The 25,985-nt window shown below is 63.1% G+C and carries 25 protein-coding genes; 9 read left to right on the top strand and 16 right to left on the bottom strand.

Annotated features, from left to right (window positions below):
- Window positions 1-50 precede the first annotated feature (50 nt).
- Both ACOYJQ_RS04960 and ACOYJQ_RS04955 read right to left on the bottom strand, forming a co-directional pair.
- On the bottom strand, window positions 51-644 hold the full coding sequence (locus tag ACOYJQ_RS04960) for a copper chaperone PCu(A)C (RefSeq protein ID WP_433456863.1): 594 nt from the start codon (window positions 642-644) through the stop codon (window positions 51-53).
- A 168-nt stretch (window positions 645-812) separates the two neighbouring features.
- Window positions 813-1,181 carry a hypothetical protein gene (locus ACOYJQ_RS04955; RefSeq protein ID WP_433456862.1) on the bottom strand — a complete coding sequence of 123 codons (369 nt, stop codon included), beginning with the start codon at window positions 1,179-1,181 and terminating at the stop codon, window positions 813-815.
- Between the two features lie 251 nt (window positions 1,182-1,432).
- Here ACOYJQ_RS04955 and topA point away from each other — a divergent pair, with 251 nt between their 5' ends.
- Window positions 1,433-4,186, top strand: a complete 2,754-nt coding sequence (gene topA, locus ACOYJQ_RS04950) for a type I DNA topoisomerase (protein ID WP_433456861.1) — start codon at window positions 1,433-1,435, stop codon at window positions 4,184-4,186.
- Window positions 4,187-4,207: 21 nt separating this feature from the next.
- On the opposite strand, the gene ACOYJQ_RS04945 is transcribed toward topA, so the two are convergent.
- Complete coding sequence (locus tag ACOYJQ_RS04945; protein WP_433456860.1) at window positions 4,208-5,863, bottom strand: DUF6311 domain-containing protein; 1,656 nt, start codon at window positions 5,861-5,863, stop codon at window positions 4,208-4,210.
- 294 nt (window positions 5,864-6,157) lie between these two features.
- On the opposite strand from ACOYJQ_RS04945, the gene ACOYJQ_RS04940 reads away from it, so the two are divergent.
- Window positions 6,158-6,385 carry an AbrB/MazE/SpoVT family DNA-binding domain-containing protein gene (locus ACOYJQ_RS04940; RefSeq protein ID WP_433456858.1) on the top strand — a complete coding sequence of 76 codons (228 nt, stop codon included), beginning with the start codon at window positions 6,158-6,160 and terminating at the stop codon, window positions 6,383-6,385.
- Between the two features lie 363 nt (window positions 6,386-6,748).
- The gene (locus ACOYJQ_RS04935; protein WP_433456857.1) at window positions 6,749-6,976 is read left to right on the top strand and encodes a type II toxin-antitoxin system death-on-curing family toxin; all 228 of its coding nucleotides are present in this window, start codon (window positions 6,749-6,751) and stop codon (window positions 6,974-6,976) included.
- Here ACOYJQ_RS04935 and era read toward each other — a convergent pair whose 3' ends face one another.
- The 7 genes from era to ACOYJQ_RS04900 all read right to left on the bottom strand — a co-directional run bounded on the left by era (window position 6,977) and on the right by ACOYJQ_RS04900 (window position 14,108).
- On the bottom strand, window positions 6,977-7,897 hold the full coding sequence (gene era, locus ACOYJQ_RS04930) for a GTPase Era (RefSeq protein WP_433456855.1): 921 nt from the start codon (window positions 7,895-7,897) through the stop codon (window positions 6,977-6,979).
- Window positions 7,894-8,580, bottom strand: coding sequence for a ribonuclease III (gene rnc, locus ACOYJQ_RS04925; RefSeq protein ID WP_433456854.1), 687 nt, complete (start codon window positions 8,578-8,580; stop codon window positions 7,894-7,896). The genes era and rnc overlap by 4 nt, the downstream gene beginning before the upstream one ends.
- The gene (gene lepB, locus ACOYJQ_RS04920; protein ID WP_433456853.1) at window positions 8,580-9,371 is read right to left on the bottom strand and encodes a signal peptidase I; all 792 of its coding nucleotides are present in this window, start codon (window positions 9,369-9,371) and stop codon (window positions 8,580-8,582) included. Before lepB ends, rnc begins: the two co-directional genes overlap by 1 nt.
- Window positions 9,372-9,527: 156 nt before the next feature.
- Window positions 9,528-9,929, bottom strand: a complete 402-nt coding sequence (locus tag ACOYJQ_RS04915; RefSeq protein ID WP_433457205.1) for a hypothetical protein — start codon at window positions 9,927-9,929, stop codon at window positions 9,528-9,530.
- The gene (locus tag ACOYJQ_RS04910) at window positions 9,880-10,116 is read right to left on the bottom strand and encodes a BrnT family toxin (RefSeq protein WP_433457188.1); all 237 of its coding nucleotides are present in this window, start codon (window positions 10,114-10,116) and stop codon (window positions 9,880-9,882) included. Before ACOYJQ_RS04910 ends, ACOYJQ_RS04915 begins: the two co-directional genes overlap by 50 nt.
- Window positions 10,117-10,327: 211 nt before the next feature.
- The gene (locus ACOYJQ_RS04905; RefSeq protein WP_433456851.1) at window positions 10,328-11,851 is read right to left on the bottom strand and encodes a flagellin; all 1,524 of its coding nucleotides are present in this window, start codon (window positions 11,849-11,851) and stop codon (window positions 10,328-10,330) included.
- Window positions 11,852-12,137: 286 nt separating this feature from the next.
- Complete coding sequence (locus ACOYJQ_RS04900) at window positions 12,138-14,108, bottom strand: glycosyl transferase (protein ID WP_433456850.1); 1,971 nt, start codon at window positions 14,106-14,108, stop codon at window positions 12,138-12,140.
- Window positions 14,109-14,270: 162 nt separating this feature from the next.
- Here ACOYJQ_RS04900 and rfbF point away from each other — a divergent pair, with 162 nt between their 5' ends.
- From rfbF to rfbC, 3 genes are read left to right on the top strand one after another with little or no spacing between them, the layout of a single operon-like run.
- Entirely contained in the window at window positions 14,271-15,044 is a 774-nt protein-coding gene (rfbF, locus tag ACOYJQ_RS04895) for a glucose-1-phosphate cytidylyltransferase (protein WP_433456849.1), read from the top strand.
- Window positions 15,035-16,099, top strand: a complete 1,065-nt coding sequence (gene rfbG / locus ACOYJQ_RS04890) for a CDP-glucose 4,6-dehydratase (protein WP_433457187.1) — start codon at window positions 15,035-15,037, stop codon at window positions 16,097-16,099. Before rfbF ends, rfbG begins: the two co-directional genes overlap by 10 nt.
- On the top strand, window positions 16,096-16,623 hold the full coding sequence (rfbC, locus tag ACOYJQ_RS04885) for a dTDP-4-dehydrorhamnose 3,5-epimerase (protein ID WP_433456847.1): 528 nt from the start codon (window positions 16,096-16,098) through the stop codon (window positions 16,621-16,623). The genes rfbG and rfbC overlap by 4 nt, the downstream gene beginning before the upstream one ends.
- Before the next feature lie 248 nt (window positions 16,624-16,871).
- Here the strand turns inward: rfbC and ACOYJQ_RS04880 are convergent, their stop codons facing one another.
- The 5 genes from ACOYJQ_RS04880 to ACOYJQ_RS04860 are packed head-to-tail and all read right to left on the bottom strand — an operon-like array spanning window position 16,872 to window position 22,126.
- Window positions 16,872-18,119, bottom strand: a complete 1,248-nt coding sequence (locus ACOYJQ_RS04880) for a glycosyltransferase (protein ID WP_433456846.1) — start codon at window positions 18,117-18,119, stop codon at window positions 16,872-16,874.
- Between the two features lie 54 nt (window positions 18,120-18,173).
- The gene (locus tag ACOYJQ_RS04875) at window positions 18,174-18,932 is read right to left on the bottom strand and encodes a TylF/MycF/NovP-related O-methyltransferase (RefSeq protein WP_433456844.1); all 759 of its coding nucleotides are present in this window, start codon (window positions 18,930-18,932) and stop codon (window positions 18,174-18,176) included.
- A gap of 38 nt (window positions 18,933-18,970) precedes the next feature.
- The gene (locus ACOYJQ_RS04870) at window positions 18,971-19,783 is read right to left on the bottom strand and encodes a cephalosporin hydroxylase family protein (RefSeq protein WP_433456842.1); all 813 of its coding nucleotides are present in this window, start codon (window positions 19,781-19,783) and stop codon (window positions 18,971-18,973) included.
- Between the two features lie 25 nt (window positions 19,784-19,808).
- A complete protein-coding gene (locus ACOYJQ_RS04865) occupies window positions 19,809-20,894 on the bottom strand; it encodes an FkbM family methyltransferase (RefSeq protein ID WP_433456841.1) in 1,086 nt (361 codons plus the stop codon).
- The gene (locus tag ACOYJQ_RS04860; protein WP_433456839.1) at window positions 20,891-22,126 is read right to left on the bottom strand and encodes an FkbM family methyltransferase; all 1,236 of its coding nucleotides are present in this window, start codon (window positions 22,124-22,126) and stop codon (window positions 20,891-20,893) included. Before ACOYJQ_RS04860 ends, ACOYJQ_RS04865 begins: the two co-directional genes overlap by 4 nt.
- A gap of 138 nt (window positions 22,127-22,264) precedes the next feature.
- On the opposite strand from ACOYJQ_RS04860, the gene ACOYJQ_RS04855 reads away from it, so the two are divergent.
- Genes ACOYJQ_RS04855 through ACOYJQ_RS04845 form a run of 3 tightly spaced genes read left to right on the top strand, consistent with a single transcriptional unit; the run spans window position 22,265 to window position 25,492 of the window.
- A complete protein-coding gene (locus tag ACOYJQ_RS04855) occupies window positions 22,265-23,152 on the top strand; it encodes an NAD-dependent epimerase/dehydratase family protein (RefSeq protein ID WP_433456838.1) in 888 nt (295 codons plus the stop codon).
- A complete protein-coding gene (locus ACOYJQ_RS04850; protein ID WP_433457186.1) occupies window positions 23,124-24,200 on the top strand; it encodes a radical SAM protein in 1,077 nt (358 codons plus the stop codon). Before ACOYJQ_RS04855 ends, ACOYJQ_RS04850 begins: the two co-directional genes overlap by 29 nt.
- Window positions 24,197-25,492, top strand: a complete 1,296-nt coding sequence (locus ACOYJQ_RS04845) for a glycosyltransferase (RefSeq protein ID WP_433456836.1) — start codon at window positions 24,197-24,199, stop codon at window positions 25,490-25,492. Before ACOYJQ_RS04850 ends, ACOYJQ_RS04845 begins: the two co-directional genes overlap by 4 nt.
- Here ACOYJQ_RS04845 and ACOYJQ_RS04840 read toward each other — a convergent pair.
- Window positions 25,456-25,959 (bottom strand): NUDIX hydrolase, encoded by a 504-nt coding sequence (locus tag ACOYJQ_RS04840; protein ID WP_433456835.1) that lies wholly within the window; start codon window positions 25,957-25,959, stop codon window positions 25,456-25,458. The genes ACOYJQ_RS04845 and ACOYJQ_RS04840 overlap by 37 nt on opposite strands.
- Window positions 25,960-25,985 lie beyond the last annotated feature (26 nt).

Here is a 25,985-nt window from a genome sequence, read left to right as displayed (position 1 = left end):
CCGGAGGCGCGGCTTCGTCGCATGGCCGAAAACAGGCCGGTTGCGTGCCGTTAACCGCCGTGCGCGCCGGCCGGCTTTTCGGTTCCGTGCCCGCTGTTGTGAGCGCCGATGCCGCGCACGGTAAACGTCACGGGAATGGTGCCCGCATCCCTGAATTCGAGATCCGCCGTAAACGTTTCCTTTTCCCGCAGCGGGCGCTTCAGGCCGATGAACATGACATGGTAGCCGCCGGGCTTCAGTTCCACGCTCTCACCCGCCTTGACGACGAGGCCGCCGTCGACGGGGCGCATGCGCATGACATTGTCGATCACGGCCATCTCATGCACTTCGACGCGCTCGGCGATGTCCGTCGCGCCGGCGAGAAAAACGTCGTCGGCATCGCCGTTGTTGACGACCCGCAGATACCCGCCGGCGATACGGGCGCCCTTGGCAGTCGCCCGCGACCATGGCTGCTCCACGGTGATGCCGGCCTGGGTGAAGCGGCCGTCACCGGCCGCCGGGGCGGCGCTTTCGTGCGTGGCGGCGCCGGCGGGCGCGTGCGACGGCTTGTCCTGTGCCAAGCCGGGGAAAGCACCGGCGAAGGCGGTTGCCGCGACGAGCGAAGCCCCCAGCGTCAGGCGGGCGGCGTGAATGCGCGAAATCATGATCTGTCTCCATGGCGCAGACGCAAGGTCTGCGCGGGCTGGCGGGCGCGACCGGGCCGAATCGCGGACAGGAACCCGAGCGGCCCTGCCCGGCCCCGACGCGCCGATGAAGGATGGATATACGGTATCGATTGGAAATTCGGGCTTTCGTCCGGCCCGGAGACCGCCTCAGGCGGCAGGACGCATACGGAGAGGCGGACCGCGCGCCGCGGGCACGATCTCCGGCCGATCGGCGACCGAAACGCGACCGAAATGCCAGCGGATCAGCGACATGGTTCGTTCCGCGGCGATGACGGGCGCCGCCGCCGCCGGCGCCCACGCCTGCCCGCCACTGAACAGGCACAGCCCGCAGCAGCGCCGCTGCACCCCGTCGCCGGGCGCGTCCTGGTCCTGCCGCGCGCCGGGCGTGCACAGCAGCGCGGTCATCATGCCGCCGGATGCGGAATCGGTGGAAACGCGCCCCGCCGCCAGCGCGGCGGTACTGAAGGAAGCCGCAATGAGATGTGCGAAAATCGCATAGGCGAGCAGCACGGCCATCCCGTGCCGCATACCGGCCGCCCCGCGGCCTGCGGCATTCCCGCCACGCGCGGCGCGGCCTGGATAAGGATCCACGGTGGCGTTCATGGCCGAAAAGAGACTCTCCCTCACCCCGACATGGCCGCTCGCGACGATCTTTTTGACCGATGGTGCACAGCGGCATTTGACTTGTGCGCCCATTTGCCCCCACTTATCCCGCCCGTTGCGCAAAACTCAAGCGCAATTCTCTTTCAGTCGTCGGGGATGGAATCATGAAGGTCGTTGTCGTCGAATCGCCCGCCAAAGCGAAGACGATCAACAAATATCTCGGCCCGGACTACGAGGTGCTGGCATCGTTCGGCCACATCCGCGACCTGCCGCCCAAGGACGGCTCGGTCGACCCGGACGCCGATTTCGCCATGATCTGGCAGGTCGAGGACCGCGGCGCCAAGCGCGTCGCCGAGATCGCCCGCGCCGTCAAGGGCGCGGAAAAGCTCATCCTCGCCACCGACCCCGACCGCGAGGGAGAGGCGATTTCGTGGCACGTCATCGAGGCGCTGGCGCAAAAGAAGCTGCTGAAGGACCTGCCTGTCGAGCGAGTCACCTTCAACGCCATCACGCGCGACGCCGTTGCCGACGCCATGGCGCACCCGCGCCAGATCGATCAGGCGCTCGTCGACGCCTATCTCGCGCGCCGGGCGCTGGATTACCTCGTCGGCTTCAACCTGTCGCCGGTGTTGTGGCGCAAGCTGCCGGGCGCGCGCTCGGCCGGGCGGGTGCAATCGGTGGCGCTGAGGCTGGTCTGCGACCGCGAGCGCGAGATCGAGACCTTCGTGGCGCGCGAATACTGGTCGCTCGTCGCCGTGCTCGCGACCATGGAGGGCGCAACCTTCGAGGCCCGCCTCGTGGGCGCGGACGGCCGGAAGATCTCCCGCCTCGACATCGGTCAGGGCGAGGAAGCGCAGGCGTTCAAGGAAGCGCTGGAGCGGGCGGCCTTCACCGTCGCGAACATCGAGGCGAAGCCGGCGAAGCGCCATCCGCAGCCGCCCTTCACCACCTCCACCTTGCAGCAGGAGGCGTCGCGCAAGCTCGGCTTCGCGCCGGCGCGCACCATGCAGCTCGCGCAGCGTCTCTACGAAGGCGCGGAGATCGGCGGCGAGACCGTGGGCCTCATCACCTACATGCGAACCGACGGCGTCGACATGGCGCCGGAAGCCGTGAGCGCCACGCGCGCGGTGATCGGCCGCACCTTCGGCGACGACTACGTGCCGGAAGCGGCGCGGCGCTACACCACCAAGGCCAAGAACGCGCAGGAGGCGCACGAGGCCGTGCGCCCCACCGATCCCGGCCGCGCGCCCGCCTCCGTGACGCGCTATCTCGATCCCGATCAGGCGAAACTCTACGAGCTGATCTGGACGCGCACGCTCGCCAGCCAGATGGAATCGGCGCGGCTGGAGCGCACCACGGCCGACATCACCGCGAAAGTGGGCGAGCGCGTGCTGGACCTGCGCGCCACCGGGCAGGTGGTGGTGTTCGACGGCTTTCTGCGGCTTTATCAGGAAGGGCGCGACGACGACGCGGACGAGGACGGCGGCCGCCTGCCGGCCATGAAAGCGGGCGATGCGCTCGACAAGCGCGAGATCCGCGCCACGCAACATTTCACGGAGCCGCCGCCGCGCTTCACCGAGGCGAGCCTCGTCAAGCGCATGGAGGAGCTCGGCATCGGCCGCCCCTCCACCTACGCCGCCGTTCTCGCCGTGCTGCGCGAGCGCGAGTACGTGCGCCTCGACAAGAAGCGCCTCGTGCCGGAGGACAAGGGCCGCATCGTCACGGCCTTTCTGGAGAGCTTTTTCCGGCGCTATGTCGAATACGACTTCACCGCCGATCTGGAAGAAAAGCTCGACCGCGTGTCGAACCACGAGATCGACTGGAAGGAAGTGCTGCGCGACTTCTGGCGCGACTTCATCGCCGCGATCGGGGAAACGCGCGAGCTGCGCATGACGCAGGTGATCGATTCGCTCAATGACGTGCTGGCACCCCGCATCTTTCCCGCCCGCGCCGACGGCGGCGATCCGCGCGCCTGCCCGGCCTGCGGCAGCGGCCGGCTGTCGCTGAAGATCGGCAAGTTCGGCGCGTTCGTCGGCTGCTCCAACTATCCCGAGTGCCGCTACACGCGCCAGCTTTCCGGCGACGGCGAAAGCGGGGGCGGTGACGGCGGCCCCAGGATACTCGGCACCGACCCCGAAACCGGCCTCGAAGTCTCGCTGCGCGACGGCCGCTACGGCCCCTATGTGCAACTCGGCGGCGACGCGCCGGAGGCCCCCGAGGCGGCCGAAACGCCGGCGCCGGCCGCATCCGACGATGGCGAGGCGGAACCCGCGCCGAAGAAGGGCCGCAAGGCGAAGGCCCCGCCCAAGGAAAAACCCAAGCGCCAGACGCTGCCGCGCGATATTCCGCCCGACAACGTTGATCTCGACATCGCGCTCAAGCTGCTGTCGCTGCCGCGCGCCGTCGCCACGCACCCGGAAACCGGCAAGCCGATCAAGGCCGGCATCGGCCGCTTCGGCCCCTACGTGCAGCACGACAAGACCTACGCCAGCCTCGGCAAGGACGACAGCGTGCTGGAGATCGGCGCAAACCGCGCCATCGATCTCATCATCACCAAGGAACAGGGCGGCGGCCGGCGCGGCGGCTCCGCCGATCCCGGCAAGGTGCTCGGCGAGGAGCCGGAGACCGGCAAGACGCTGTCGCTGAAGGCCGGCCGCTACGGCCCCTATGTCACGGACGGCACGACGAACGCCACGCTGCCCAAGGGCGTGGAGGCGGACAGCTACACGCTGGAAGAGGCGGTCGCCCTCATCCGGGCGCGGCGCGTGGCCGGCAAGAAGAAGCCGGCTGCGAAGAAAGCGCCGGCGAAAAAGACCGCCACGACGAAAAAGAGCGCGGAAACGGTGGAAACCGGCGAGACGGCAGCAAAGCCCGCCCGCGCGCGGCGCACCGTGAAAAAGGCAACGCCGGAAGCGTGAGAGCACGCGCCGGCGGACGCGTCAATCCGCCGGACGGCGGCACACGAGCAGCGGATCGGTTTTCACGCAGTAGCGATCCGCATCCGGCACGCGGCTGCCGTAGGCTTCTCGCACGGTCGGCCCGAATATGCGCGCTTCGCCTGGCGCGAGCGGTTCGGCCGCTTCCTGCGCCTGATCGCCGCAACCGCGCATCCGGTGCCAGCGGGCCACATACATGGTGTTGACCGGCACCACCGTTTCGGAAGCCACGGCGAGCAACTGGATGATGATCGGGTGCTCGGCGGGAATGTCGGGCGTCGGCACGCATTCCCAACGCGGATAGATCTTCAGTTCCGACGCCCCCGCAACCGCCTCGCGCACGCGCCCTACGTCGAAAATCCACCCCGTCCCGCCCTGGCGCAGGTTCTGCGCCAGCGTCGCGCGCGCATCCCGGTTGTCCGCGAACTGGAGCACGGCCACGGCCAACAGCAGCGATGCACCCAACAGGGCATTGCGCATCCGCGCCAGCCCCAACACGACGGCGAGCACGAGCAGATACGCCACCGGCCAGAACATCCGCCCCGATGAGCGGAAATGATCGAACAGCGAATCGATGAAGCCGGAAAAGCCGTGCGTGGCGTAGACATCGGCGACGATGAAACCGCCGATGCCGATGGTGCTCGACAACGAAAACACGATCAGGAACGCCGACACCAGCGCGAGCCCGACGTGTCGACGCAGATCGGCCAACAGCCGGCCCCGCCGCACGACAACAAGGCACAGCAGGCCGGCCAGCACGCCCGCGCCGAGGTATTGATAGCCCTCCCATGCCCCTTCCGGCGCGGTGTAAAGCATCGGCAGGTCGAACGGCAGCAGCGACGACCCCGAAGGCCAGAACGGCGACAAAAGGTTCATGCCGTAAATGCCGTAGCCGCGCCCGCCATGCGCGCCGAAATAACCCGACAGCCACGCCATGGCGATGGAGACGAGCACCGCGAGCGCGGCCGCCGGCAGGGATGACCGCCAGCGGCGATCGCCGTTGAAAAGATGCGTGAGCGGCACCGCAAGCAGAAACACCGCCGTCATCGCCCATAGATAGGGATGCACGAACAGGATGGCGATCTGGACGATCGCCGCGATCATCCAGTAGCGCGGGCCGTTCTCACGCGAAAGGTGGAAGTAAAGCCCGAGCGAAATCCATATCAGGAAGTGGCCGCACAGCGATGCGTGCAGAAACCGGCTCCACCAGGTCGGCATGCTGATGGCGATCAGCGCGATGCAGGCGGCGGGCAGCAACCGGCGCTCGCCGGCGGCCCGCAGGCACCACACCGCCGCCACCGGCTGCATGATCCACGCCACGGCATACCACAGACCGAAGCCGTGAAATCCGGGCGGCAGCAGAAACGATAGCGCCTTCAACGGCATTGCGAGCAGGGGAATCGAATCCGTGAAGCCGGCATGCGCGCCGTCGGGAAAGTTCAGCCGCGTCATCTCCAGCGGCGGCCAGCCCCACGGCTCGGCGATGTAATAACGCTGGCCGACGACATGCTGCGTGAAATCCGGCGGAAGCGCCTGTCCCGCCACTCCCTCCGGCCACAGGAAAACGAGCGGAAAGACCGTGAAGCAGATCGACGCCCCAAGTATAAAGGCAAAAGCGTATGAGAGAGCGGCTGACAACCTGTCGTCGCTGGAGTGCATTTCACCGGCCCCTGCCGTTGGACTCTTGTCCTGAAAAGGCATGTTTCAGGATGCCGGGGCCTTCTAGCACACTACAGCCGGATGAATAGTGTAAATCCTGCATTTCGCATATCATCCACGAATTTACGCATTCCAGTGAGTTGGAAACCGGTTTTGCGTTTTCAGTTACACGAAGATAAGGAAATGGAATGCTGTGTTTTCAATCCAAACCATGCCTGCGATTGCAGCCAGAGCCTTTTCCTTGCCAGAAAAGAAGAAATTCACTATAATGAAAAAACATGAAGGAAATCTCGTATGGTTGAACTGAAGGGGCGCAAATTTGGCGTTTCCCTCGGTGTCATTATGCCCGGACACGTAATTGCGCGCCTGAACACACATGATGGCGCAGAGATCTACCTGACAAAATCGCCAGATGGCGGTTATCGGCTGGTGTCTGACGATCCGAGGCTTGAGCAGAAAATGGCAAAGGCCGATGACATCATGCGCCGTTACAGCGATACGCTGCACGTTCCGGCGCAATAGCAACGATGGTCTTCGTCCGGATCGATGAACAGGAAGCCCTGATCATTCATGAGCGCCTGTTGGCGCTGCCGGCATCCGGGATGAAAGCCTTTTGAAGTCTGCTCTTGCGCGGCCTCAGCGGCATGCGGCCTATGCAGATGCGCCGGACGTCATGCACCCTCGCGGCGGTCTGCACTAAAGCGTTTTCAAGCAAAGTGGATACCGGTTTGCATGAAGAAAACGCGTAAAATCAAAACCCTGAAGCATTTCGACGTTTCAACGAAATGTCGAAATGCTTTAGAGCAGTTTGCGTTCAAATCGATCCATCGAATTGAATGCAAGTTGCGGTAAAATATAGAATTTAGAGCGGCGTGACAATTCCACTTGAATGCACGCCGCTCTACCGGCATCGTGGAGAACCATCCTTTCATCGACGGCAATAAACGCACCGGTTTCGTCCTTGGCGTGCTGTTTCTCGAGTTGAACGGGTACCGCTTCACAGCCACGCGGGAAGATGCCGCAAATGCGGTTCTTGCATTGGCTTCCGGGCAGATGGACGAGCGAGGTTACGCGGCGTTCGTGGCCGCCAATGCGGCGCGCGCGAAAACGTGATCACCCCCCGCGCGGGAACTCCAGCCCCATCTCGCGATAGCGCGCCGGATCGTCGGCCCAGTTTTCGCGCACCTTGACGAACAGGAAAAGATGCACCTTCGCCTCGGCGATCTCGCCGATTTCCGCGCGCGCGCGCGAGCCAATGGCCTTGATGGTCTGGCCCTGATGACCGAGCACGATCTTGCGCTGGCTCTCGCGCTCCACGAAGATCGTCTGTTCGATGCGGACGGAACCGTCCTTCTGCACCGTCCATTGGTCGGTCTCGACGGTCGACGCATAGGGCAGTTCGTCGTGCAGGCGCTCGAACAGCTTTTCGCGCGTGATCTCGGCCGCGAGCTGGCGCATCGGCGCGTCGGACATCTGGTCTTCCGGGTAGAGCCACGGCCCCGGCTGCACCAGCTCTGCCAGGCGCTTGCGCAGGCTCGCCACACCGTCGCCGTTGATGGCGGCGATCATGAACGTCTCGTCGAACGCAAGCCGCGCATTGATCTGCTCTGCCAACGCCAGCAGCGTGGGGCGGGGCACGAGGTCGATCTTGTTGAGGATCAGGATCTTGCGCCGGCGCACGTCCGGCAGCTTGTCGAGAATGGCCTCGTTTTCCTCATCCAGCCCGCGGCGCGCGTCGATGAGCAGGCACACCGCATCCGCATCGCCCGCGCCGCCCCAGGCGGAAGTCACCATGGCGCGGTCCAGCCGCCGTTTGGGGCGGAAGATGCCGGGCGTGTCCACGAAAATGAGCTGCGCGTCGCCCTCGATGGTGATGCCGCGCACCAGCGTGCGCGTCGTCTGCACCTTGTGGGAGACGATGGAAACCTTGCCGCCCACAAGAGCATTCAGCAGCGTGGACTTGCCCGCGTTCGGCGCGCCGATCAGGGCGATGAAGCCGCAGCGGGTGGCGGTGTTGTCGATGTCTGTCGTCACTGGTCGATCCGAATTCCCTCGCGCGACAGGAAGCGCGCGGCGGCGTCCTGCTCGGCGATGCGTCTGGAGGGGCCCTTCCCTTCCATGGGCGGCATGGTATCGACCCGCGCCGCGACGCGAAAGCGCGGCGCATGGTCGGGACCGGTGCGCTCGATAATCTCGTAGGTCGGCGCCGGCAGGCCGCGCCCTTGCGCCCATTCCTGCAACGCCGTCTTGGCGTCGCGCAGCGGGCGGCGGGGGGCGTGCATGCGGGCGGCGAAGGCGCGTTCCACCAGCGCCCGCGCGGCGTCGAAGCCGCCGTCGAGAAACACCGCCCCGACGATCGCCTCGCACACATCCGCGAGAATGGCGGCGTTGTCGCGCGCGCCCGACGCGATTTCGCCGTCGCCCAGACGCAGCAGCGGGCCGACATGCCAGCCGCGCGCCACCTCGGTGCAGCTTTCCTTGCGCACCAGCTCCGCCAGCCGGCGCGACAGCTCGCCCTCCTCCGCATGGGGGAAGGTGGTGAAAAGCATCTGGCTCACCACGAGGCCCAACACCCGGTCGCCGAGGAATTCGAGCCGCTGATAGGATGCGATCTTGCGCGTCGGAATGGCGCTCACATGGGTGAGCGCCGTCTCCAGCCGGCCCACCTCGCCGAAGGTGTAGCCGAGACGCTGTTGCAGGGAAACGAGATCGGGCATCAATGTATCCGCGTGAACAGCCGTTCCCAGCGCACGGCCGTCGGCCATTGCCAGAGCTGCCATGCCGGCGCGCCGTCGATGGAGAAGAACAGCACTTCCGCGCGGCCGACGAAATTGTCGAACGGCACGAAGCCGACCGTGTTCATATCGCGCGAATCGGCGGAATTGTCGCGGTTGTCGCCCATCATGAAGTAATGCCCTTCGGGCACCTTATAGAGCGGGGTGTTGTCCCACGGGCCGCGGTCGCCGTAGCGTTCGATCACCACATGGCTCGCGCCGCCGGGCAGCAGCTCGCGATACATGGGTACCTCCGGCCCGGTGCCGGGCGCGGTGTCCTCGTCGTCGCGATAATTGCCGATGCGCTCGCGCTCCACCACGCGGCCGTTGATGAACAGCCGCCCGTCGACCATCTGTACCGTGTCTCCCGGCAAGCCGATGACGCGCTTGATATAATCGGTGGCATTGTCGCGCGGCAGCTTGAACACGGCCACGTCGCCGCGCTTCGGCTCCGCGCCGAGAATGCGCCCCTCGAAAGGCACGAGCCCGAGCGGGAAGGAATAGCGCGAATAGCCATAGGCATACTTGGAGACGAACAGATAATCGCCCACCAGCAGCGTCGGGATGAGCGAGCCGGAAGGGATGTTGAAGGGCTGGAACAGCAGCGAGCGCACCACGAGCGCGATCAACAGCGCCTGCGCCACCACCTTCACCGTATCGAGAAAACCGCCTTCGCGCTTGTCCTTCACGCCGGCCGCATCCGCCTTGTCGGGCTTGACGCCACTTCGATCCATCGTACTTCCATCTGTTGTGCCGCCGTCCCCGCAGCACCCGTGTTTAACCGGTTTTGCCGGCGAGGGAAACGGGATTTTTCACGATGGCGCGTGGGCTCACATGACTCGGCCGTGTCGCGGATTGTAAGGAGCGGCCTGAAGATGCGCAGAGCAAGCCTACAACGGTTTTTTCCTCCGCCGCGAGGCCAGCGTTCGATTGAAGGCAGTTGCCTTTACTTCCTCCAGAATGCCATTTTCGCGAAGAAAACCCTCGAAGCTGCTGCCGAGGTGAGAATTGGATTTCAGACGCGGCGAAGCAACGCCATTCCACTCTTCCGGCGGGATAGAGCCGGACTTCGGCTTGATGGAACGTGCCAGCTTCATCGCATGCTCGACGGCAAGCGCTTTCGCCTCTTCCGGAATGTCCTTCTCCCGGAGGAAGGCCGTGAGGGTGCTTTCCATGCGGCGGCGCGCCATCGTCACTATTTCGGGAGATACCTCGCGCACAGGCCGCATCCGTGCCAGCTGCTCATCCGTCAGCGGGGGGAAGTCGATGTCGTCGGGCTTCAAGGTTCCCATAATGCTTCTGTTCTCTGTCGTTCGCCTTACGCAGGCTGATCAACCTTATATATTCATCACGATAGACGCATACCATAACATGAAGACGCTGGCCTATGAAGCCCATGACGATCTTGCGGCTCTCGCCATAATCATGCCTGTCGTCATCTTCCTCCGTCGCCGTTTCCCAATCGAAAAGCGCCGCCATCCTGAAATCGACATTGTGCTTGGAAATATTATGTTTTCTTTTTTCTTCATTCCATCTGTAGAGGCCAAATTCTACAGTCATTTAATAGCGTAACCGTTGTTCCGGATTGCATTCGAATCTGCCGAGAAACAACCCCGGCCTGTTTCCAGACCGGGGTGCTTAGCGATTTCGGAGTGGCGCGGGGGTGTCCCGCGCCTTTTTCGTGCGCTGCTTACTGGAAGAGCGACAGGATGTTCTGCGTGGAGCTGTTGGCGATGCCGAGCGCCTGGATGGCGAGCTGCTCCTGCACCTGAAGGGCCTTCAGCTTCGTGGACTCTTCGTTCAGGTCGGCGTCGACGAGCTGGCCGATACCGCGGTTGTTGGCGTCGATCAGGTTCTTCACGAAGGTCTTGTTGCCTTCGATACGAGCCTTGGCCGCACCGACGACCGAAGCGGAGTAGGTCAGGTCGCTCAGGGCGTCGTCAACGGCCGAGACGTAGGCCGAGAGAACGCTGAGGTCGAAGTCCGTGTCCGTCAGGCCGGAGATGTCGATGTTCGAAACGCTGACGGCCTTGGCGCTCGTGCCGTCCGAGCTGGAGACGACGGTGCGAACCTTGTCGAAGATGCCGAGCTTGGCGTTGTCCACGTCGCCGGTGGCCGCCGTCTCGTACTCGGTACGCGCCAGGTTGATCGCATCCTGCTTCGCCGTATTGAGAGCATCGGTGATCAGGTTGGTGATACGCGTGTTGGTATCGGCAACCAGCTTCGCAATCTCGGCGTCCTGCGTGGAAGTCAGGTCCACGGTGCCGCCAACATTGGTGTACTTCTTCAGAGCGCCCGTGCCGTTCGTGGCATCAGCGTCGTCAGAGAACGTGCCCAGAGCGGACAGCTCGGCATTGATGGCCTTCTGAAGGGCAGCCGTAGCCTCGGCACCCAGGAAGACCCCAGCGCCGCCGGTAGTATCAATATCGATGGAAAGCGCGGTAGCGGAAGCACCGCTACCGATCGGAGCAGTGGTCGAATCCACGCCCGCAGGAGCGCCGGCGGCGCCCAGCGTGAGCTCATCGGTAGACGCGTCGTACTTGAGAATAAGCGTTTCAAACGCGGTCGCCTGAGCCGACGCAGTGGCGTTGGCCGTCTGAACGGCAGTCGTGTACTTGCCGATCGTCGTGCCGGCACCGGCGCTGTTCAGCGAGCCTTCGACAGCCGTATTGATGGTCTTGCTGGTTTCGTACAGCTTGGTGTCGTTGATGTCGACGTTGATGGTGTCGATGGTGACGACGCCGCCGCTGCGGGTGAAGGAGCCGACGACCTTCTTGACGTTGTTGTAGCCATCAACGCTGGAGTCCTGCGTCAGCCAGCTTTCGCTGTTGATGACGGTGGAGCCGGAAACGTTGTTGAGGCGGTTCTGGAGCTGGGTGATTTCCGCCTGGATCTGCTTGCGCGGCACGCCGGGCTGGCTGGCGGCGACGAGCTTGGACTTGATCTGATCCAGCAGGTCCTTGGTGTCGTTGAGGCCGGTGTAGACCGTGTCGATGGTCGCGGCGCCGAGGCCGAGGGCGTCCTGCACGGCGCCCAGCGCGTTCACGTCCGAACGCAGGGTGGTGGCGATCGACCAGTAAGCGGCGTTGTCTTCCGCGGTGTTGATGCGGTAACCGGTGGAGACGCGGCTCTGCGTGGTGGCGAGGTTCTTGGAGGCGGCCGTCAGCGTCTGCAGAGCGGTCTGGGCGGAAGCATTGGTAAACAAGCTGGCCATAGTAAATCTATCCCTATTCAAAGATGAAACGAGTTCACTTGCTTTAGCGGGACATACCGGGCTTCAACCGGTTTGGCGGGGAGTGACATCATGTCTCCGAAGGGAACGGCACCCGACCAGAGCGGCCCGACGAGGGCAACCCGAAGACGGGCGATCAAGCCGGTTCCAACATCCGACCCACCAGCACGAAACGCACTTTGCCCGCGCAAGCTTGCGCCAAGCTTGCGCGGGCAGGAAAACGCCGCAGAGACGATCTTTCGTTCTGAAAACGGGTTATGCGGGAAGCTCACAATTCTTCAAAAAGAGCCTCGCCCTCGAACGAACCCTGCCGGGGCGGCAGCGCGGGCACGTCGATGAGCGCCGGCTCCAGCCCCGCCCTCGCCCGCGCGGCCATCATTTCATAAGCGCTTTCCAGATGACGGCAGAATCGCCCGGCATCGAACAGCGGCTGCGTGAAGCGCCCGTCTTCCAGCGCCTGCCTGTAGCGCGCCAGCCGTTCCCTGTCATGATAGAGCGCGACGGCCAGGTCCACATAGGCGTCGCCATCCTCCGCCACCAGTTCCGGCAGGCCCATGGCATTGAGCAGGCTTTCGCTGACGCGGGAGGCGAAATGCGTGCCTCGCAGCGCCAGCACCGGCAGGCCCGCCCATAATTGTTCCGATGTGGTGGTGTGACCATTATAGGGAAACGTATCGAGGCCGAGATCGGCCAGTTGAATGCGGTTGAGATGTTCCGCATAGTTTTCCTTGCCCATGAAAAACACGCGCTCTTCGCTCACGCCCTGGCGAACGAATTCGCGCGTGAGATTCCGATAGACCTTCTCCGTCGCCGTATAGAGCCAGATGACGCTGTCCGGCGTCCGCCGCAGGATCTCGCACCACAGATCGATCGTGCGATAGCTGATTTTCCGGTGGTGATTGAACGATGCGAACACGAACCTGTCCGCCAGCAAGCCGAAATCCGATCGCGACACCGGCGTGATGCGCGGGCGATGCACGGGGTCGTTCGGCTGGTAGGTTTCGGGCAGGCGGCAGAACTTTTCCGGCCAGTCGAATACGGCGCTATCGGGCAGCACGAAACGGTCGCCGATGACATAATCGAGATCGATATGAGTGGTCGTCGAGGGATATCCCAACCATGAAACATGCACCGGCGCCGCCGGGTGGTTGAATATCTGCACGCGGTTATTGAACGTATGGCCCTTGAGATCGACCAGAATGTCGATCTCGTTCTCGCGGACAAGTTCCGCGACCTCGGCGTCGGTCAGATCGTTAACGGTCTCGACCCTGCCCCATTTTTCCCGATCGAACCGATTGTTCCTCACCAGGATGTCGTGTCCGGTATGGCAGAACAAGGTGATGTCGAACCGGCTCCTGTCATGCCTTTCAAGCACGTTGCCGAGCAGTTTCATGGTGGCGTGGTCGGAATAAAAGTCGGAAGATACGTAGCCGATCCTGAGCCGCGTGTCCGACCATCGATGAGGCATGGCCATGCGCAGCATCCGGGTTTGCTCCGTGCAGGGCCGCACGTCATATCGCCCGAGCCGGGCAAGACTGTCGTCCGCCACCACATGAAGAACGTGAAACCCCATGATGCCTTGCAATACCAAGGCATTATCCTTGGCGATTTCATTCTCTACGAGAGAGACATACTTGCGGTTGACGGGATAATCGGAAAACTCGTGCGACAACTGGGCGAGCATGACGCCCAGATAACCGAGCAAGGTGCCGCCGTCGAACTTCTTTTCGGCTTCCGAAAACTTTTTCGCCGCGTGCAGCAACAGTTCATAATCCTCGATGCTGCCATCGCGGGCCGCCATCAGACCGATCGCGGTTCTGACGTGCTCGAACATCTTGCTGTTGAGCAATACCTTGCGCAGATGGCTTATGCGTTCCACGTCGCCCCGTTTGAGCAGAATACGGGCGAGGATATAGGCGATATCGGCGTCCTTCTCCGCCAGATGCCCCAGCCCCTCGCCCAGCAGCAGGGCTTCGTCCTCATTGCCGAGCGCGAAATGCAGTTGCATGGCCCGTTTCAGGTATTCGTCGGCCTTCGATCCGGGAAGATTCCCCGCCGCGGTGAAGGCTTGCGCCGCTTCGGCCTTCATGTCGAGAGCTTCAAGTATTTTGCCGAGCAGCGCGTAGGTGCGGGCGTTCGCGTCGGGGCCGATCAAAGGATTGAGTATCCTCAGGGCTCCCATATGGTTGCCATTCTTGTGCTCGCGGCTGGCCTTGCGAAGAAGATCGACGTGTTCCATTGGCAAAATCCGGCTGTCAAATCACTGCAATCCGGCCTTGTAGCACCTGAAGATTGCGCCGGCATCCCTGGAATCTGCCGCCGGGCATGAACAGGCAAGCCTCGCGCCAGATATGGGGCCTATGGTTCAGGTGAGTCTATATGAATATGGAATCACCTTGCCATGAAAGTCGTCATTCTCGCCGGCGGTCTCGGCTCCCGGCTTGCCGAGGAAACCGGCGTCCGCCCCAAACCTCTGGTGGAAATCGGCGAGAAGCCCATCATCTGGCACATCATGAATATCTATGCCCGTCACGGGCTGAACGATTTCATCATATGCGCCGGCTACAAGGGCTATATGCTCAAGGAATATTTCGTCAATCTGTTCATTCATCACAGCGACATCACCGTCGATCTGTCCAACAACACGATAGAATACGTCACCGCGGAGAGGCTCAACTGGCGCGTGACCGTGGTAGACACCGGCGCGCATTCCCTCACCGGCGGGCGCATCCGCCGCGTGCGGCGCTATCTGAACCCGGACGAACCGTTCTGCATGACCTATGGCGACGGTGTCGGCGATATCGATATCACAGCCGAGATCGCGTTCCACCGCAGCCACGGCGGCATGGCGACGATGTGCGCCGTTTCGCCTCCCGGCCGCTTCGGCGTCGCCAATATCGATGCGGGGCGCGTCGTCTCATTTACCGAGAAGCCGAAGGGCGACAATCAGCGCATCAACGGCGGCTTCTTCGTGCTCGAGCCCTCCGTGATCGACCTCATCGACGGCGACGACACCGTATGGGAGGGCGGGCCCCTGCAACGGCTGCTGGCGATGGGGCAACTCGCGGCCTATGAGCATGACGGCTTCTGGCAATCCATGGATACGATCCGCGACCGCAACTATCTCGAGGAGCTGTGGCGCTCCGGGGAGGCCCCGTGGAAGATATGGGCCTGAGCGCCTTCTGGCGCGGGCGCCGCGTGTTCGTGACGGGGCACACGGGTTTCAAGGGGGCGTGGCTCTGCCTCTGGCTGGAGAAGCTCGGGGCCGATGTCTGCGCGCTGGCGCTGGCGCCGGAGGCGGGCCCGTCGCTTTACGCATGCCTCGCCCCGTGGGCCAATGCGCGTCACCATATCGGCGATATCCGGGATGCGGAAACGCTGCATGCGCATCTTGCGGATTTCGCGCCCGAGATCGTGCTGCATCTGGCGGCGCAGGCGCTCGTGCGGCGCTCCTATGAGGACCCGGCGGGCACTTTCGCAACCAACGTGCAAGGCACCGTGAACCTGCTGGAAGCCGTGCGGGCGGCGCCCTCCGTCAGGGCGGTGCTCGTCGTGACCTCCGACAAGGTGTATGCGAACGACGGCGGCGGCAGGGCCTTCGTCGAGACCGATGCGCTCGGCGGCCGCGATCCTTACAGCAACTCGAAAGCCTGCGCGGAACTCGTCTGCCGGAGCTACCGCGACAGTTTCCTGCACCGGAACGGCATCCGGCTCGCGACGGCGCGGGCCGGCAACGTCATCGGCGGCGGGGACCGGGCGCGGGACCGGCTGATCCCCGACTTCGTTCGCGCTTTCGACAGGAAAGAGCCCATCCGGTTGCGTTATCCCGCGGCGGTTCGGCCCTGGCAGCATGTGCTCGAATCCCTCTCCGGCTATCTGCGCTACGCGCAGGCATTGACGGAAAGTCCTGCGGAGGACCTGCCCGATGCGCTCAATTTCGGCCCCGATGCCGGCAGCTTCGCCACGGTTGCCGAAGTCGTCGACGCCTTCGGCGCGGCATACGGGGAGAGCGGCGGCTGGCGGCAGGCCCCCGGCCCGCATCCGCACGAAGCCGCCTTGCTGACATTGAATGCGGAACGCGCCTCCCGAAGCATCGGCTGGCGGCCCCGGCTCGACCTTCGGCAAACGATCGGCTGGACCGCGGCCTGGTACGAGGCTCACCGGACAGGGGCGAACATGCGGGCTTTTTCGCTCGACCAACTGGCGGCCTATGAGGATGCCCTACTATGAAATTCGTCCCGACTCCCATAGCCGGCGCCTTCATCATCGAAACCGAATATTACGTCGATCAGCGTGGCGTGTTCGCGCGGGCTTATTGCGCGGAAACATTCGCCGCGCAGGGGCTGACCAGCCACTATTCGCAATGCAATATTTCCCAGAACCATAAACGCGGCACCTTGCGCGGGCTGCATTATCAGGCGGCGCCCAAATCTGAGGCCAAGCTGGTGCGCGCCACGCGCGGGCGCGTATTCGACGTGGCGGTCGATCTGCGGCCGGACTCGCCCAGCTATCGGACATGGATTTCCGTGGAGCTCGATGCCGCGCGGCATAACGCCTTCTACATCCCGGAAGGCTGCGCGCACGGGTTCCTGACCCTGGAAGACGATTGCGAGCTGTTCTACCAGGTGTCGGAAAACTATGTGCCCGAATTGTCCCGCGGCGTGCGCTTCGATGACCCCGCACTGGCCATCGCCTGGCCTTTCAGGCCGGAGGTCATCAGCGAGCGCGACGCCACACTCGGATTTTTAGACTGAACCCGGATTTTTTTAGAGTGTCTCTTCTTAAAGCAGAAGCACTCCAGCTTTTGCCTGTGGCTGAAAAAATTTTCCTTTTTCTTTCGCTCAAGTGCGGCGCGGGCAAGCAAGTGCGGCGCGGGCCAGGAAGGTTTAACAAGCAAACTCCGGGATATGTCCTGTTCAGATTGAAACAGCACATCTCCCGGACTCCTTACTTTTGAGCGACTTCCGATCGTTCAAACGCTCCTGTTTGAAGGGAACACGCCTTAGACGGAAAATGGCCCGGTGATTTCCGCCTCCGAGAGAATCAGGCCCGGACGGTAGCCTTGCCGCTCGAAGAACGCGCGCCGTGAAGCATCGGCGGTAAAGACCGCGCAGACGGGAGCCAGTTCCTCGATCCGTTCCGTCGGCGGCGCGATCACCTCGATCTCCTTGTTGAGTCCGAGTTCGGCCATGAGACCGGCCAGAGAGTCAATGGAGGTCACACTGTCGAGCACCACGAACTTGACATCGGAAACGCCGTTGACCTTCTCCACCAGAGCCTGCACCGATGCCATCAACGGCAAGTGCCCGGCTATCTGCTTGACTTCCGGCAAGTTTCCAAAACCGGCATAAGCAAGGCGCGCATAAAGCTCATAGGCTTTGAGGTATTCCTTGCGGGCATACCACATCCTGAGAGCGACGCTCATGCGCGTCATCATGAAAATGGTACAGGCCCGGTCGTATATCGCGCGCGTCTGGGGATTGAGGTCGATCTTATTGCGCAAGGCACCACGATAAAGCAGGTATTCCAAACCGCCGCGATAGCGGTCCCAGGCCGTCATCACCTCCTCATGGCCGGCCTGCTCCCGGTCGCGCACGATTTTCGACCGTGTGACGCACCGGTAGAAGGGCTTGTTGAAGAAACCGACGGTGCCCATGTCGATAGCCTCGGCGACATAGGCAAAGGCCCAGAAACAGAAATAGCGGGGCACGAAGACGGTACGCAACGCCGCCGTGCGATAAATACCGATCTCGGGGAAAATATGCCGCTCCACGATGAAGGAAAACAGGCCGCCGAAATTGCCGCGCTTGAAATGCTGCGGCTTGTCGATCTGATAGAAGAGCTGAACATCCCGGTTTTCCACCGCGTCATGGATATACCAGGGCGCATGACAGACAATCATGTCGGGGTTCTGGTCGAGATGCTTGACAGCGGCCCCCAGGTTTTCCCACACCAGAAAATCGTCATCAGCCAGATAGAGCGAATATTCGCCCCGCGCATGCGCATAGGCATTGGCGAGATTGGGCCAGCCGTCGCCGTTCTCGGGGCGCCTGAAATAGGTGATCGGCAAGCCCCGCTCGATGAAACGCCGGACAACATCGGTCGTATCGTCGGTCGAGGCATTGTCCGAGATCACGATTTCATAGGTAAAGCCCGGATCGGAGAGCCCGATGAACGTGCCCAGCAAATGCTCCAGAAAACGGGCCCGGTTGAATGTCGGGATGCATAAGCTCAGCTTGATGTCCGTCATCTCGGTTTCTTTCAAAAAGGGGCCGACCGGCAGCGATCATGCAAACCCGGCGCGTCATTTCACCAGCCAGGCTCCCGGCGCATTGGCCCAGGGGAAGCGCTGAAGCGGCTTGTCGATCTTGCGATCGCGGGCGAACTCATCCCAGGCGATCGTCTCGCCCGGCCACTTGCTGGTGGCGTATTCGTCGAGAATCAGCACGCCGCCGGGCACAAGGCGATCCCAGCATTCCTCAAGGATGACCCGCGTCGGCTCATAGATATCGACGTCGAGATTGAGCAGGCAAAAGCGCGTTTCGGGGCTGTCCTTGAGCCATGCCGGCAGGGTTTTGCAGATATCGCCGACGATGATGCTGCCGCGATTGGCCGGAATGACGGAATCGGCATTGTGCAGGGCCAGCAGGCTCTGGAACTCCTCAAGAAAGCTGCCCGAATTGAGGCCGCCGGCCTCCTTCTGGATCGACCGGTCGGTGTCGCCGTCTTCCTCGGCAAGCTTCGGGAAGCCCTCGAAGCTGTCGAATCCGAAGACTTTCTTGTGCGTGGCCGTCGGGGTGAAGGTTTCGAGAAACTTGTGCCATGAAAAGAAGGACTTGCCGAAATAGACGCCGAAATCGGCATAATGGCCCGGCAGATCGACGGTGAGCTTGAAGAGTTCGTAATGGGCGAGCTGGCGGATGAAGGAACGCCGGCTGGCATAAACGGGGAACAGGTCGAGATAGTGCCGCACGTCATGCGGCCATTTCGCGATCAACTCATCGAGCTTCCGGAAGAAAGCCTCTTCGCCGGCGGAAGGGTAGTAGAAGGTGTCGGACGCCATGCGTTGTCTCCGTAATGGTTGCCCTTCGGCACATGATGCTAGATACGGCGCAGGAAACCGTCGGCGGCGGCCGTGATGACGATTCTGTGCTCGATCGTCTTGTCGGCCTCGAATGCCAGCGCCTCCCCGTCGGCTCCCTTGCGCCCCTCTTCGGCAAGCAGCTTCAGATAGGCCCGGACGGCCGTTTTCGGATTGTTGCCCTTGCCCCATGGGCGATCGGCGCACATCTCATCCGGCAGATCCTCGACGCCGGTATCCCAGACCACGCAATAAGAGCCTTTCGACGTGAGCGGCGCATAGGCCTCCAGCTCGGCGAGGACATGATCGTGCGTATGGTTGGAGTCGAGGAAAACCATGATCCGCCCGTGGCCCTCGGCCCGCCTCCGCACCTCCGCGATGACCGCCTCGTCAATCGAGGAGCCCTGGATCATCTCGATCTTGTGGCTCATCGGATGCGCCTCGATGGCGGAGCGGTTGTGCGCGCGGATATCGATATCGACACCGACGACCTTGCGCCGGCTCGCGCGCGGATCGAGCACGGCGCCATCCGCAGCCGCATCGCAATAATCCAGCAGGGCCAGCATGGAGGCGCTGAGGATCAGCGAACCGCCATGCGCTATGCCGGTTTCGACGATCAGATCCGGCCGGCAGGTCCAGATCAATTCCTGAATCGCATAGACATCCTGCGGAACCTGAATGATCGGACGCCCGAGCCAGGTGAAGTTCTGCGCGTATTCCTTGCGGATCGCTTCCCGCAGCCAGATGTTCGTCAGGCCGAAGAAGTGGCGGTCCTCTCCGATCCGCTCGATATTCCGGGCGACGCGGCGGCGAAAATCTTCTACAGGATCCATTTCCTTGTCCTTGGTGAAAAAGCGGTCAATCGGCCCAACAATAAAGCACCGTCTCCATCAGCAGCGGCGAATGATGGCGGAGGGCGAAGCTGTAATCCGGGACCAGCGTGCGCAGATAAGCCATGATTTCCGGGATGTCGGACGGGTAATGGTAGACGCAGACCGCGAGTTTCGGACGGTGCCCGGCGATCGTATGCCGCGCGCCGGCAAGCAGTTGCATCTCCATGCCCTCGACATCGGCCTTGAGGAATGTGACGCGCTCGCCGGCCATAAGTTCATCGAGCGACAAAACCGCCATGTCGCCATTGTCGTCCGGTTCCAGCGCAATGCTCTGCAATTGTCCGCTGGCTGTCATGCCGCTGACGCGGCCGCTTTGCAGTCCGAGCCCCGCCCGATGCAGCGCGATTGTTTCATCCGGCAGAGCCCATTCCTCGGCAAGACGCCGGCAACGCTTCTCAAGCGCGGCAAACTGACGGGGCGACGGCTCGAAGGCCAGGATTTTCCGGCAGACGCCGGCGTTGGCCCACAAAAAGCGCTCGATGCTGTCGCCGACATAGGCGCCCGCATCGACATAGATTTCGCGCTCCGCCCCCATGAAACGCGGCAGGCAGAAATATTGATCGCGCTCGTGAACGGCTTCCAGCCAGGTCTTCTCACCCGTCAGCATGGCCATGAGCACAGCCCGGAGCGTCTCCCCGGAGCGCTCATCCACGAATTGATCGTGAACGTCCATGAAAAGCGCGAAATGGCTGGCCGCGTACCACGCGTCGAAGGAGCAGCCGGCGACGCCGTACCGTTCCAGAACCGCCTGCACCGCGCCGACATGGTGGCGCGCGGTGATGAGAACGAGGTCCAGCCCCGCACGCTCCATCCGCTCGGGCGCTTCGACAGCGAGTCCGCAAAACGTCATGCCCTGCGCTTGCGGATTGCCGTCGAAGCAGACGAGGGGCGCACAGCCCGCCTGCCGCATATGCGCGACCGCCCATGCGCCGAGAAAACCGGCCCCATAGAGACCGAGCCGGACGGGCCTCGACAGAATATCCGCAGGGACGCGCATCAGAACGCGGTCCCTCGCCGCCTGCAAATCGCGGATCTGCGGGGCCTCGATCATCTCAATTCCCCCGGCAGCGCATAAAGAACGGCGCCCGTGCCGCACCAGCCATGCAGGCGCAGCAGAAAACGGTAGTTTTCCAGCCCCTCCATCAGGAAGGCGGGCGTGCGCCAGAGCCCGTCGTCATTATGGTAGACCGTGACGGCGAGGATCGGCCGGTGGGCTTTGATCGTGGCGAGCCCGCCGCGCAGCGCGTCCAGTTCGCCACCTTCAAGATGCAGCTTCACATAGTCGGGCGCGACGCCGAGGCCGTCCAGCGTCACGGTGCGCACCCGTTCCGCGCCGGTCGGCGACAATTGCGAGGCATAGCCCAGACCGGCATGAAAAACGCGGTCACGTTCCACCGCATCGAGCGCCTCGGGAACGAGGGTCAGCCATTCGCCGGCAACCCCTCTTTCACAGCCGATCCGTGATTGCAGGACCGCGAGATTGGCGCGGTCGGGCTCGACCGCCACGACACGCAGACCGGCGCCGCCGCGCAGGGCGACCAGCCGTTCGGTGACGCGACCGTGATGGGCGCCAGCATCGACGAAAGTGCCGACCTTGCCCAGATGCGGCAAGACCTCCGGGATGAAGAAACGATCGTCGCCCGTCACCGGCGCATCAGCGAAGGTCCATTCCGCGCGCAACCGCCGCCAGGCGATGAATTGCAGGTGATGGGCGCGCGACAGATCATCGTGCCAGCGGCCGAGCACGGACTCAACCGCGTTGCGTTCCGCCACATCGAGGCGACCGGCGAACCAGCCGTTGGACAGGGGATGCCGGTCGCGGCAGGACTCGGCCAGATCGTAGAAGGGCACGATATCGCGCCAGCCGCTGTCCTGAAGCGACCGGGCAAGCGGCACGAACGGCGCTGTCGCGACGCATACCGCCAGCAGGGCATCGGCCTTGATATCCCCGGAAACCTCGTCGGGCGCGACAAGGCGTGTGCCGGCCCAGAACCGGTCGTTGCGCAAGGCCGCCGCGTTGCGGTCGACGACGAGATCGACCGCGAAGCCGAGCCCCGTCAGATGGTCATGCGCCATGCGTCCGAGATCGCCGCCGCCATAGAGCACCAGCGGGCGGCACGGCAGGCGTGCGCCTTCGGGAGCGTCCCCGTCATCGATCTCCCGCAGCAAGGCCGCCGCGGCTTGAATGCCGGGCAACGTCTCGAAACGGCGCGCCGCAAACAAGCGCGGACGGGCGGCGGACGCATCCCCGCGATCATGCGATACAGGCTTGGTAGCGGCCATATCCGTCCCGTCTTGCGGTTGTCGTGCAGTCTGTCATGATGGCGCTCGCCGAGAAGGACATGCGATGACCGATCTGTCAGCTTCTAGCAGCAACTACCTGTTGCGAACCTTGCCATGAGTTCCGCCATGAGTTCCCCCATGAATACCGTACTGCTGACCGGCGCGGCCGGATTTGTCGGCCGCAAGATCCACAAGCATCTGACGGATAGCGGGTATGACGTGCGGCTCGTGCTCCGTCCGGGCAGCGCTTCCCGTCTGTCGGTGGCGCCGCAGCCGGGCCGGATCATCGAGACGCCCGATCTGTTCGGCGAGACGGCGGAATGGTGGGCAAGGAACTGCGAGGGCGTCGATACCGTCATCCACGCAGCATGGTATGTGAAGCACGGCGTCTATCTCGACGCGCCGGAAAACGCCGCATGCGTATCGGGCACCTTCGCCCTGGCCAAAGGCGCGGCGGAAGCCGGCGTCGGCCATTTGATCGGCCTGGGCACTTGCCTGGAATACCGCCTGCCGGGCACGCATCTGCATGCCGATTCGCCGCTCGAACCCTCGAACTTTTACGCCGCCTGCAAGCTTGCGACCTATCACATGGTGCGTGCATGGCTGGCCTCGCGCGACACCGTTTTCAGCTGGTGCCGCATCTTCTATCTTTATGGCGAGGGCGAGGACCCGCGCCGTCTGGCCGCCTATCTGCGCCGGCGAATCGAAGCCTCCGAAGTGGCGCGCCTTTCCGCCGGCACGCAGGTCCGCGACTTTCTGGACGTCGACGCCGCGGGCCGAATGATCGCGAGCCTCGCGCGGACACGACAGCCTGGCGCAATCAACATATGTTCAGGTAGGCCGATTACGGTTCGTGCATTTGCGGAGCAAATAGCCGATGCCTACGGCCGCCGGGATTTGTTGGAGTTCGGGGCCATGCAGCCCCATCCCTCGGACCCCAGCGCCGTGGTCGGCGTCTGCAATCTCGTCCCGGCGATGGAGTTGCTGGAGTCCTCGAATGAAAGCGCAGCTGAAGCCCAGAATTAATCTTCATGACCGGACGCCGCTGGAGACGGTCATCCCGCTGGAAACGCCATTCATCGTCTTTGTCGACCCGGCAAGCTCCTGCAACTTCAAGTGCACCTTCTGCCCGACCGGCCACCGCGACATGATCGCCCGGACGGGACGCTACCAGGGCGCGATGAAGTTCGAGGTGTTCCGGAAGGTCATCGATGATCTGGGCGAGTTCAATCGGCCGATCAAGGTGCTGCGCATGTACAAGGACGGCGAGCCCTTCCTCAACAAGCGCTTCGCCGACATGGTCGCCTATGCCAAGCAGAGCGGCTATTGCGACTATATCGATTCGACCACGAACGGCACCTTCCTGAGCCCCGACCGCATAGGGCCCGTCATCGAGGCCGGTCTCGACAAGCTGAACATCTCCGTCGACGGCATGACGCGGGAAACGTATCTACAGTTCACCGGCTTCAAGTTCGACTTCGAGAAATTTATCGAGAACGTCAAATGGATCTATGCCAATAAGGGCAATATGGAAGTCTCGATCAAGATCCCCGGCGAGCTGATTACGGAAGCTCAACGCCAGGAGTTCTTCGACACTTTCGGCAACTATTGCGACCGCATTTTCATCGAGAACTTCGCCCCCTGCTGGCCGGAATTCGATATCGAAAAACATACCGGCGTGAAAATCACCGGCGGCATCTATCAGCAGGACATCGGCGATACCGATACGTGCCCCTATATCTTCTACGGCTATTCGGTGAACGCCGATGGTTTGGTGAGTTCCTGCTTCCTGGATTGGGGGCGCAAGCTTGTCATCGGCGATGTCCGCAATGACAGCATGAAGGCCATCTGGAATTCGGAGCGCATGAACGCGCTGCGTCTTCAGCATCTGGAGGGCCGGCGCCGGGAAAACGGCGTTTGCGGCAATTGCGGCCAGTTGAGCCACTGCCTGCCCGACAATATCGACGCCCATCGCACGATGCTTCTCGCGCGCTTCAAGACCCATCTGGGTGAGTTGCCTCAAGTACCTGCGCCGGGCGGCATCAACATGCCGAAAATCGACGCCGCCGAATGAAAATCCTGCACGTAGCGGCCCATTTGGGGGGCGGCGTCGGCAAGGCGCATTCCAGCCTCGTTGATGCCGACGCTCTTTCCATCCGGCGCCATTACGTGCTTCTCGAGGAGCCGCGCGATACCCGTTACGCCGAGAGCATATCGCATAGCGGCGCGGCGCTCACCATCGCTCCCGACGAGGCGACACTGCTGAAACTGGCGGCCGCGGCGGATATCGTTCAAATCGAATGGTGGAACCACCCGCGGCTCTATCGCTGCCTTTGCAGCAACGACTGGCCCTTGATGCGCAGCGTCATCTGGTGCCATATCTCGGGCTTGGCGCCCCCTCTCGTCCCACCGGCGCTCCTGACGCTTGCCGACCGCTTCATCTTCACATCCGGCTGTTCGCTGGCCACCCTGTCGGGGCTCGATCTGTCTCCTGCGGATTTGAGGCGGATCGGCGTCGTCAACAGCGGTTTCGGCTTCCCGACAAGACAGCGCAGCAAGGAGCCTCCGCGCCGCGAAGGCTCCGTCAGCTATCTGGGAACCGTCAGCTTCAGCAAGATGAGCCGCGATTTCTTTCAGGTCGTCGACGATGCGGGCGACAGCGGCATGCTCGTGGAGATTTGGGGAATGGTCGAGGATGATAGCGAAGTCGCGAGCGTCGCCCAGGCCATGCGGCACCCTGAACGCATACGTTTCATGGGGCATGCCGCCGATCCGGCAAGGGTGCTGGAAACGACGCGAATTTTTCTTTACCTGCTGAAGCAGGACCATTTCGGCACCGCGGAGAATGCCCTGGTCGAGGCCATGTCCTACGGCTGCGCGCCGCTCGTCTTCCCAAATCCGCCCGAGCTTGCCATCGTCACGGACGGCGAAACCGGCTTCGTGGCCGAGAACGCCGCCGACGCCGCCGGACGGCTCCGCTGGATGCGCGAGCATCCGATGGAGACTGAACGAATCGGACGCAATGCGGCGGCGCATGTCGCCGCCACACGGCTGCCCGCCCATAGTGCAGCAGCCTTCGCCCGGATCTATGACGACCTTTTGGCAAGTGAGAAACGGCCGGTCGATTTCCGTGCCGCGCTCGGCTCCACGGCAGCCGATTGGTTCATGGGCACCCAAAATTCAACGGCCTCCGGGCAGACGGATTGGATGAGCCTTTCAACCACCCCCACCAAAGGCAGCCTCCATCACTTCCTCGCCTGCTGCCCCGATGACCGCTCTCTTCAGCGTCTACCGGCCGTTGGAGCGCTTTCCGATCAAGCGGAATCATCTCACCCGCGCGAGGCCGCCTTGCGCGCCTTGCGATAGAGCTTGTGCGAGGACCGGGGCAGGCCCTTGTCGCGCACCGCGCGCAGCAGCTCGCCCAACGAGGCGTCGCCTGCCCGCTCCGCCGCCTGCGCCACCGGCAGCCACTCCACCTCGCGTTCGCCGCGCTCCGGCCAGCGGGGCAGGTCATCCACCACCCACAGCGGATAGAGCTCCACATAACAGCGCGTGCTGCCGCCGTCGCCGAGCCGCTTGTCGTAGATATAGCCGCCTACCGGGCTCTTGCCGGTAACGCCCAGCACGCCCGCCTCCTCCTGCGCCTCGCGCGCCGCCGTCTGCGCGCCGGACAGGCCCTTGATCGGCCAACCCTTCGGCACGATCCAGCGCCGCGTCTCGCGCGACGTCACCATCATCACCTCAAGGCCGCCCGCATCGTCCATGCGCAAGGGCAAGGCCCCGAACTGCCGCCGGTAACGCGACTTCTTCTTCTCCGTCATCGTCATGGTCATCGCCGGCACCGGATCGTCAACCGAAG

It is taken from the genome of Pseudochelatococcus sp. (assembly GCF_050946405.1).
In the GTDB taxonomy this organism is placed as follows: Bacteria; Pseudomonadota; Alphaproteobacteria; order Rhizobiales; family Beijerinckiaceae; genus Pseudochelatococcus.
This window is presented reverse-complemented; position numbering and strand designations above follow the sequence as displayed.